This window comes from Companilactobacillus sp. y65-5, from assembly GCF_057541095.1.
Window position 1 is genome coordinate 1 of sequence record NZ_BAAJOA010000016.1, and the last position, 8,928, is coordinate 8,928.

Sequence of the window (8,928 nt, forward strand, 5' to 3'; positions counted from 1 at the left end):
ACTTGATAAACAGACAAAACCTACTTGATAAACAGACAAAACCTACTTGATAAACAGACAAAACCTACTTGATAAACTTCTATAAGCCTTGGGAGAGTAAGGTTCAAGAGGGGTCTAAAAGAGGTTTAAAAGAGGTTTATAAAAGAGGTATATAAGAGGCACCACTGTACGAGATCAAGACCTAAAATCAAAAACACAAAGGAGTGAGCCAAAAACCGGCTCACATTAAACTCCATTCGCTACGCTCTTTGCGCCTCACTTCGTTCGTTGCCTAAAAAGGTGTGGCAAGCCACATTTATACGGGCGCTGACGCCCCGCACCCCGTCAAGCTGAACCAGCTTGACCGTTTTTTCACTCGCCGTTAGGCAGGAAAGCAAAGTTTTATAGAAACTTTGGCTTTCGCCAATTCAGTGTTAAGACTGGTTTAGAGCTGTCAATTCCTTATGCTCCCACGCTTTGCTCGTCCGCTACCATTGACAGCAAACAGTTAGCTTTTCTAAAACATAATAAGAATTTAACTGCTATGTCCCTTTTAAGGCCTTTATTTTCAATTCTCAGCAGTTTTAAGCATATTTACATATAATTTATGCCAAAACAAAATAAAAAGCCCTCAGTGAGCTTTTAGAGGGCTAAATTACAAATCCTGGTCGATTAATAATATCTTCTTGTCTTTTTTGCAAAATGTAAGTGTACAAGGAATTATACAAATTCTGTTTGATCTCATCAGGTTCATGAACAAAAGCTTCAAACAATTCTTGAATATCAACTTGCCAAGGATCAGCAAGCATTTCATCAATTGGCTTTAATACTTTTTTTTCGTCCATCTGAGTTACTCCTAACATTAGCTAATTATTTCAGGTTTAAATTAAAGGCATCTTTTTATAGTTAGTTATTCAAAGATGGTAATTAAGTTTAGAAAGAAAAACGGTGTAAAGCAATTAAAAAGATTTGTTTGAGCGCAGCGAAATCTAATACAACTTTTTTTAGTATAAGCACAATCAACTTTAGTTGTTGTGTGTAAGTGCGCATTGAACTAAAAAACAACCTTTATTTCAATGATCAAGTTAGCTATTTTTTAGCGTCATTAAACGGAATGAAATGAGTTTAATGCGCACTTACACATAGAAAATCTATGTGAGTCCGCAAACTGAGCAAATCTCGGTCAAGGCGCACTTACACTCCACCAAAATTTAGTAGAGGTTTTGTGCTTAAAATCTGTCTCAGAAGTTGCCTTCGGCAACAACTAAAAAATAACCAATTCTAACCAAAATCAATTTGGTCTAACATAGTTTCGGTACTTGCTTGGTCCAAGCCTAAATAAGCTAAAGTCATCGCTTCACTTGAATGATTTAATAAGTACATAACCAAACCAATATTATAATTAGATTGCGTATAAACTCGATAAGCTCCAGTCTTGCGCATCGTATGGGTACCAAGGTAATTAATACTTAAAAGATCGCCAACTTTGCTCATGATTTTGTAGAACTGTTTTTCTGTGATATGTCGTTCGGGGTGTTGAATGGAAGGAAAGAGCCATTCAGATTGTAACTGATTATCAAGCAGCCATTGACGATACAACAAAAGGTCTGTTTGAACCGGTTTAAGATACAAGGTATTAGGTTTACCAGTTTTTTTATCATGAATAAACGCATTTTGTTTAATGGAACCGTTCGGATTAAAAATATTGGTCTGTTTTAAGCACATAACGTCACTGACTCTTAGTAGCGTAGCTTTACCAACTTGAAAAATTGTATAGTTACGACGGCCAGCTTTAAAATTATTGAGTAACGTATCTTGAACTTCTTTGAGAACATTTGAATCTTTGATGGGTAGGACAACTTGTTGCATAGTCTTTTCTCCTTTTCTTGAGATATTAAAGCAGTTATGTTATTATTTTTTGTAAGGAAAAAGTAAGGAGATGATATTGTGAGTGCAGGTAATGTAACTAAGGTTAGCTCAAAGATCACAAGTAAAAATCAGATTACAATTCCTAAAACAGTACGTGAACTGTTAAAGGTTCGGTCTACTGATACAATTGAATGGCAGATTGAACCAAATGGTAAAGTAATGATTGTTCGTAGTAAACCGGATCTATGGCAACTTGTTGATGAACAAGAAAAAAAGTTTGGAAATCTCAGTACAACAGAAGTTGATTGGGGTAAAGATGTGGAAAGCGAAGACTTTGATTAATGAAATTAAAACAAGGCGCTATTTTATGGATTAATTTAGATCCGGCTAAAGGCACTGAAACTAAGAAAAAGCGACCGTGTTTAGTTGTAAGCAACGATCACTATAATCGCTATTTTAATACGGTGCTAGTTGTGCCAATCAGTACCTCTGACAAATATCGTACCCAAGAAAAGTATGCTAAATCGCCGTTATTTATCAGGATAGATAACGGGAAAATTCACGGGACAGCGTTATTGCAACATGTCCGTGCTGTCGATCCAACAAAACGATCAGATGGCGAAGTTGTGTCCACTTTATCTCGGCAAGAAATTAGTTCAATTAGTACAAAGGTCCAACAATTTTTCTAAAAAGCAGATGTTATTTATTGATAAAAACAAAGAATAACCCCCAATATCTACATTATAGATATTGGGGGTTATTTTAACAATGTTTTCAAGGGGCTATTTGGTAAAAATGGGCCCTTAAAAATATATAGCTTACTTGATCTTCCCATTTTCCTGGAAGATCTTTTTTGTTCGAAAATAATCCGACAAAAATTTGTTTTCTTGTTTTTCTGTGCTAAAATTAAGCCGTCTACTCGAACGTGTGTTCGAATATTGAGCAAATAATTTTTAAGGAGGTTGAATCAGAAACTGCTTACTCATTTGATAGCTTGTTCGTTGTAGGCGCTTATGGTTGCTAAACAACACAGAAAGGACGATTTATGTATGGATGAAATGGTAAAAGAAACACAAGTCTGGCTCAACAAAACTTACGGTAAAGTTTCTGGCTTTGGTAAAGTACCCGAGGACGGTAATACTGGTTGGAACACAGTTTATGGGTTAACTAGAGCCCTGCAACACGAATTAGGTATCACAGATCTAGTTGATAATTTTGGCCCTTCAACTGCCGCTAAATGGGATACTCAATTTGCTAATAAAGTTAAAACTGGCTTTAAGCACAATGTTGTTAAAATAATCCAAGGTGGCTTTTGGTGTAAGGGTATCAACCCTGAAGAATTTACCGGAGAATTTACTACTAACACGGCTGCTGCTGTCGTTGAATTAAAAAAAGACGCCGGTATCAAAGACACCAGCGCCAATGTAAACTCGGATATTATGAAAGCCTTGTTGACAATGAGCGCGTTTGTTTTAGTTCCTGGTGGGGACGCTAAAATCCGTTCAATGCAACAACAGCTTAATCATGATTATCAAGCTTACACTGGTATTTTACCATGTGATGGAATTTATCAAAGGGATACGAACACTGCTTTGATTTATGCTTTGCAGTCAGTGGAAGGTATGGATACTGGAACTGCTAATGGTTATTATGGTCCTGGTACGATCAATAAAACACCAACTGTTAATTCTGGCGCAACTGGGGCAATCGTTAAAATTATTCAATATGGTCTTTACGTTAATGGTTTCTATTCAGGCGCCTTCAATGGCCAATTTACACAAAATGTTGCCGACGGTATAGTTTCCTTTAGAAAATTCATGAAGTTGCCTCCTTATACTTCAACTGCTGACCTAACTGTGATCAAAGGCTTATTAACTAGTAATGGTAACACTAACCGATCTTCAGATGGTGTCGACATGGCTACTCAAATCACATCAGCTGCTACGGCTAAATCACTGAAAGCAGCTGGCTATAACATTATCGGCCGTTATTTGACAGGAAGCGTCGGGACTGGTGCTGATAAACGAGCGAAAAGAAAAGAAGGAGAAACCAAAGAAATCTAAAAAACCGAGCAAGCAAAGAAAAGTTCCGATGATTAAAGTTGGCACGCATAAGAAATTAACCTTTGTTTTATGGGTTTTATTGATTGGTAGTGTCGGATTTGGAATCTATAAAAATTTTACTGCCATTGACACTCATACTGTCCGTGAAACAGAAATCATTAAACAGCAGATTGTCGATACCAACCAAGTAGAAAGTTTTGTGAAATCCTTTGCGAAAGACTACTTTTCGTGGCAACAATCCCAAGAAGCCATTGATAAACGAAATGAGAAATTGACCCATTATTTGACGGAAGAATTGCAGGTATTAAATGAAGAAATGATTCGTAAGGATATTCCTACTAGTTCTAGTGTGAACGATATACAGGTGTGGCAGGTTTCTCAAGTGAATGAGAACACCTTTGAGGTACTGTTTTCTGTTGAACAAGTTATTACCGAAGACAAAGACAAGGAAACTATATCGTCTAGCTTTCATGTGGTTGTCCATATAGATGAATCAGATAATATGGTTATTATCAAAAATCCGACAATGAGTAAGAAACCTCAAAAATCGGACTACCAACCCAAACAGCTAGAAAGTGACCATACAGTAGATACAGAAACGATGGACGAAATCATTAGCTTTTTAGAAACGTTCTTCCAGCTCTATCCTACCGCCACAGAAAAAGAATTGACTTACTATGTAAGTAATCATGTGTTACCTATGATTAACAAGGAATATGTTTTCGAGGAATTGGTGAATCCTATCTTTACCAGAAAAGATAACCAAGTAATCGTGAATGTCGCTGTGAAATATTTAGATCAAGAAACAAAGGCAACCCAAATCTCGCAATTTGAGTTGATATTAGAAAAACAAGATAATTGGAAGATTGTAAAATAACAAATATTGGTACATGATTACAGATACTTTGTAATCATGTACTCTTTTTGATAAAAAATTGGAGATTCCTTTACAAATATGCTCTTACGTGCTATTATTTAAGTGACTATTTAAAAGGAGTTAATAAATATGCGGCAAGGTATTCTTAAATAAACTGTCAATTTGATAGCGGGAACAAATAATTAGATGTCCTTTTTTAGGAGGGCTTAGTTTTTTGTACCCAGTTTAAGAATACCTTTATCATGTGATTCTAAAGTATCCAGAGAATATCTGTATGCTTTGTATACCTATGGTTATGCATAAAAATCCCAGTGATAAAAGTATTTATCACTGGGATTTTTATGCCCTTTTGGGTTTTTGAATGGAGGAAAATCACATGAAAATTATTAATATTGGAGTTTTAGCTCATGTTGATGCAGGAAAAACTACCTTAACAGAAAGCTTATTATATAACAGTGGAGCGATTACAGAATTAGGAAGCGTGGACAAAGGTACAACGAGGACGGATAATACGCTTTTAGAACGTCAGAGAGGAATTACAATTCAGACAGGAATAACCTCTTTTCAGTGGGAAAATACGAAGGTGAACATCATAGACACGCCAGGACATATGGATTTCTTAGCAGAAGTATATCGTTCATTATCAGTTTTAGATGGGGCAATTCTACTGATTTCTGCAAAAGATGGCGTACAAGCACAAACTCGTATATTATTTCATGCACTTAGGAAAATGGGGATTCCCACAATCTTTTTTATCAATAAGATTGACCAAAATGGAATTGATTTATCAACGGTTTATCAGGATATTAAAGAGAAACTTTCTGCCGAAATTGTAATCAAACAGAAGGTAGAACTGTATCCTAATATGTGTGTGACGAACTTTACCGAATCTGAACAATGGGATACGGTAATAGAGGGAAACGATGACCTTTTAGAGAAATATATGTCCGGTAAATCATTAGAAGCATTGGAACTCGAACAAGAGGAAAGCATAAGATTTCAGAATTGTTCTCTGTTCCCTCTTTATCATGGAAGTGCAAAAAGTAATATAGGGATTGATAACCTTATAGAAGTTATTACTAATAAATTTTATTCATCAACACATCGAGGTCCGTCTGAACTTTGCGGAAATGTTTTCAAAATTGAATATACAAAAAAAAGACAACGTCTTGCATATATACGCCTTTATAGTGGAGTACTACATTTACGAGATTCGGTTAGAGTATCAGAAAAAGAAAAAATAAAAGTTACAGAAATGTATACTTCAATAAATGGTGAATTATGTAAGATTGATAGAGCTTATTCTGGAGAAATTGTTATTTTGCAAAATGAGTTTTTGAAGTTAAATAGTGTTCTTGGAGATACAAAACTATTGCCACAGAGAAAAAAGATTGAAAATCCGCACCCTCTACTACAAACAACTGTTGAACCGAGTAAACCTGAACAGAGAGAAATGTTGCTTGATGCCCTTTTGGAAATCTCAGATAGTGATCCGCTTCTACGATATTACGTGGATTCTACGACACATGAAATTATACTTTCTTTCTTAGGGAAAGTACAAATGGAAGTGATTAGTGCACTGTTGCAAGAAAAGTATCATGTGGAGATAGAACTAAAAGAGCCTACAGTCATTTATATGGAGAGACCGTTAAAAAATGCAGAATATACCATTCACATCGAAGTGCCGCCAAATCCTTTCTGGGCTTCCATTGGTTTATCTGTATCACCGCTTCCGTTGGGAAGTGGAATGCAGTATGAGAGCTCGGTTTCTCTTGGATACTTAAATCAATCATTTCAAAATGCAGTTATGGAAGGGATACGCTATGGTTGCGAACAAGGATTATATGGTTGGAATGTGACGGATTGTAAAATCTGTTTTAAGTACGGTTTATACTATAGCCCTGTTAGTACTCCAGCAGATTTTCGGATGCTTACTCCTATTGTACTGGAGCAAGCCTTTAGAAAAGCTGGAACAGAATTGTTAGAGCCATATCTTAGTTTTAAAGTTTATGCACCACAGGAATATCTTTCACGGGCATATAACGATGCTCCCAAATATTGTGCAAATATCGTAAATACTCAACTGAAAAATAATGAGGTCATTATTATTGGAGAAATTCCTGCTCGATGTATTCAAGATTATCGCAATGATTTAACTTTTTTTACAAATGGGCTTAGTGTTTGTTTAGCAGAGCTAAAAGGATATCAGGTTACCACTGGCGAACCTGTTTGCCAGACCCGTCGTCTAAATAGTCGGATAGATAAAGTAAGATATATGTTCAATAAAATAACTTAGTGCGTTTTATGTTGTTATATAAATATGGTTTCTTATTAAATAAGATGAAATATTCTTTAATATGGTAGATTGTAAAATTAATCCGAACAGCGTTCGGATTAATTTTACAATCTACCCACCAGAATAATCTGTGGGACAGTCCCAGCCCTCACCCTTTAGCTTGGCAGCTACAGATTGTTCAAATTTATCTTCCGCTATTTAACTAGTCTTCTTTTCTTTTTTAGTTGTAACTATTTACCAAAACGCCACCACTTTTTAGGTTTAGGTTGTGACTCCGGGGTGCTATTTTCAGGTTCCGGTTGTTTGTCTGACGTCACTTCTTTTTCACTATTATCATGCGGTGCCATCGTTAAGGCTTTCAAGTCCTTAATTTCTGCCTTGTATTCTTCGAGCAGTTGTTTGTCCTGTAAGGCCAATCTTTGTTGCTGATCTAGTAACTTATGTAACTCTTTCTTTTCAGATTGAAATTCTGATACTAAATTTCGAAGGAATTTCACTTCATCTTGTCCATCAACCGCATCTTTTTTGTTGTCGTCAACATCATCTTTTTGTTGACGGTATCTTGTTGATGAATCGTTTGAGAACATTGCTTTAATAGCTTTTTGCCCATCAACATCAACGTAAACAGTATTGCCTTTTGTTGATGTAAATTGACGTAAATCGATTGACGCATCTCTTTTTATCTTTTGCCATATAGCCTGCTTTGAAACGCCCAATTCATCAGCAAGTTCTCTAATAGTTTTAGGCATGATTTCCAAACCCCTTTCGGAGTTCAGCAAGTGCTTCTTGTCTTGCTTGATCTCTTATTTTTTTATCGTGCTCGGCCTGTTTATCAGCCAATGCTTGTTTCTCAGTAGAGCCTAAAGTTAACCCCTTAACCTTGTCAATGGCGCGCCATTTTTCCTGCTCTGTTAATTCACCATTATGCTGAATATTAAAAAGCTTTTGACGCTCATCTTGTAATTGGCCTTGTGAGAAATCATTGGCATCTTTCTTTTCTGGTTTCCAGGTAAACGAATAGCCAATAACTGGTTTCCCACGCCCTTTACCATATTTTTTTCTAACCGTTAATCCTCTAAACAAAGGAGTTAATTCTTCTTTAATGGGTTTTATAACAAATTTATCGACGTTAGAGGGACTATTCCAGTAACTTTTGGGCATATCTAGTAATTCAAAAAAGTCTTCTTTAGAAAAATAAGCATATCCAGTGGTTCTGAACTGTTTTAGTAACCGAAACATTGTTTTTGCGTAACTACTTTTTAAATCTCTAAACTCTGCCAACGCATAACGAACCCAACTTTCAAGCTTGTTTAAAAGGGGTAAAGCACGTTCATAAACTTTTACGTCTACATAAGGTTCTTCTGCATCTCCATCAATTTTAAATTCTGTAAACAAAACAAAAAACTCTCGAGTTAATCCACTTTTACTTCGTCTACCAAAATGTAATCCCATCATTTTTTCATAAGTTCTCTGAATGTCATCTTCAAAACGGTTATTTGCAGTAGGTTTATAAGCACTTAGCTCTTTTAATTGATCAAAAGTAAAACGAATGGTCTGATCACTCTTATCACGCATACGAGAAATAATCGAAAAAAATAAATTCATTTCAACTGGAGTAAATTTTCGAAGTGGAATGGTATTTAACTCTGGATCATATTTAATAATTTCATTTCCCATGCTGTACCTCCTAATGATTACAAATTAATTTTAGATTATGTTTATCAAGTAGTCAACTTTATAGTTCTACTTGATAAACAGACAAAACCTACTTGATAAACAGACAAAACCTACTTGATAAACAGACAAAACCTACTTGATAAACAGACAAAACCTACTTGATAAAC

9 protein-coding genes and 1 pseudogene are annotated in these 8,928 nt (G+C 35.6%); 6 read left to right on the plus strand and 4 right to left on the minus strand.

All coding sequences use genetic code 11. The annotated features are described in order from the left end of the window. Positions 1–629 precede the first annotated feature (629 nt). Both AC27FM_RS13125 and AC27FM_RS13130 read right to left on the minus strand, forming a co-directional pair. Positions 630–842, minus strand: a complete 213-nt coding sequence (locus tag AC27FM_RS13125) for a hypothetical protein (protein WP_001748064.1) — start codon at positions 840–842, stop codon at positions 630–632. Between the two features lie 418 nt (positions 843–1,260). Next, positions 1,261–1,848 (minus strand): site-specific integrase, encoded by a 588-nt coding sequence (locus AC27FM_RS13130; RefSeq protein ID WP_001748063.1) that lies wholly within the window; start codon positions 1,846–1,848, stop codon positions 1,261–1,263. 78 nt (positions 1,849–1,926) lie between these two features. On the opposite strand from AC27FM_RS13130, the gene AC27FM_RS13135 reads away from it, so the two are divergent. The 6 genes and pseudogenes from AC27FM_RS13135 to tet(M) all read left to right on the plus strand — a co-directional run bounded on the left by AC27FM_RS13135 (position 1,927) and on the right by tet(M) (position 7,084). Continuing rightward, on the plus strand, positions 1,927–2,190 hold the full coding sequence (locus AC27FM_RS13135; protein WP_001748062.1) for a type II toxin-antitoxin system PrlF family antitoxin: 264 nt from the start codon (positions 1,927–1,929) through the stop codon (positions 2,188–2,190). Continuing rightward, positions 2,190–2,537, plus strand: a complete 348-nt coding sequence (locus AC27FM_RS13140) for a type II toxin-antitoxin system PemK/MazF family toxin (protein ID WP_001748061.1) — start codon at positions 2,190–2,192, stop codon at positions 2,535–2,537. Before AC27FM_RS13135 ends, AC27FM_RS13140 begins: the two co-directional genes overlap by 1 nt. A gap of 360 nt (positions 2,538–2,897) precedes the next feature. After that, the gene (locus AC27FM_RS13145) at positions 2,898–3,911 is read left to right on the plus strand and encodes a hypothetical protein (protein WP_487088951.1); all 1,014 of its coding nucleotides are present in this window, start codon (positions 2,898–2,900) and stop codon (positions 3,909–3,911) included. 28 nt (positions 3,912–3,939) lie between these two features. Next, positions 3,940–4,788, plus strand: a complete 849-nt coding sequence (locus AC27FM_RS13150; protein WP_004256734.1) for a conjugal transfer protein — start codon at positions 3,940–3,942, stop codon at positions 4,786–4,788. A 313-nt stretch (positions 4,789–5,101) separates the two neighbouring features. After that, positions 5,102–5,149 (plus strand): annotated as a pseudogene (locus AC27FM_RS13155) (hypothetical protein); the annotation flags it as partial. 15 nt (positions 5,150–5,164) lie between these two features. Then, the gene (gene tet(M), locus AC27FM_RS13160) at positions 5,165–7,084 is read left to right on the plus strand and encodes a tetracycline resistance ribosomal protection protein Tet(M) (RefSeq protein ID WP_000691737.1); all 1,920 of its coding nucleotides are present in this window, start codon (positions 5,165–5,167) and stop codon (positions 7,082–7,084) included. A gap of 230 nt (positions 7,085–7,314) precedes the next feature. Here the strand turns inward: tet(M) and AC27FM_RS13165 are convergent, their stop codons facing one another. Together AC27FM_RS13165 and AC27FM_RS13170 are read right to left on the minus strand one after the other, a co-directional pair. Beyond that, positions 7,315–7,833, minus strand: a complete 519-nt coding sequence (locus AC27FM_RS13165; protein WP_001748066.1) for a helix-turn-helix domain-containing protein — start codon at positions 7,831–7,833, stop codon at positions 7,315–7,317. Further along, positions 7,826–8,761 carry a replication initiation protein gene (locus AC27FM_RS13170; protein ID WP_001748065.1) on the minus strand — a complete coding sequence of 312 codons (936 nt, stop codon included), beginning with the start codon at positions 8,759–8,761 and terminating at the stop codon, positions 7,826–7,828. The genes AC27FM_RS13165 and AC27FM_RS13170 overlap by 8 nt, the downstream gene beginning before the upstream one ends. Between the last annotated feature and the right edge of the window lie 167 nt (positions 8,762–8,928).

Bases quoted from the DNA above. Each gene is read 5' to 3' on its own strand.
- AC27FM_RS13145 (WP_487088951.1), top strand. From the start codon at position 2,898: ATGGATGAAATGGTAAAAGAAACACAAGTCTGGCTCAACAAAACTTAC.
- AC27FM_RS13150 (WP_004256734.1), top strand. From the start codon at position 3,940: ATGATTAAAGTTGGCACGCATAAGAAATTAACCTTTGTTTTATGGGTT.
- AC27FM_RS13125 (WP_001748064.1), bottom strand. From the start codon at position 842: ATGTTAGGAGTAACTCAGATGGACGAAAAAAAAGTATTAAAGCCAATT.
- AC27FM_RS13140 (WP_001748061.1), top strand. From the start codon at position 2,190: ATGAAATTAAAACAAGGCGCTATTTTATGGATTAATTTAGATCCGGCT.
- AC27FM_RS13170 (WP_001748065.1), bottom strand. From the start codon at position 8,761: ATGGGAAATGAAATTATTAAATATGATCCAGAGTTAAATACCATTCCA.
- AC27FM_RS13165 (WP_001748066.1), bottom strand. From the start codon at position 7,833: ATGCCTAAAACTATTAGAGAACTTGCTGATGAATTGGGCGTTTCAAAG.
- AC27FM_RS13130 (WP_001748063.1), bottom strand. From the start codon at position 1,848: ATGCAACAAGTTGTCCTACCCATCAAAGATTCAAATGTTCTCAAAGAA.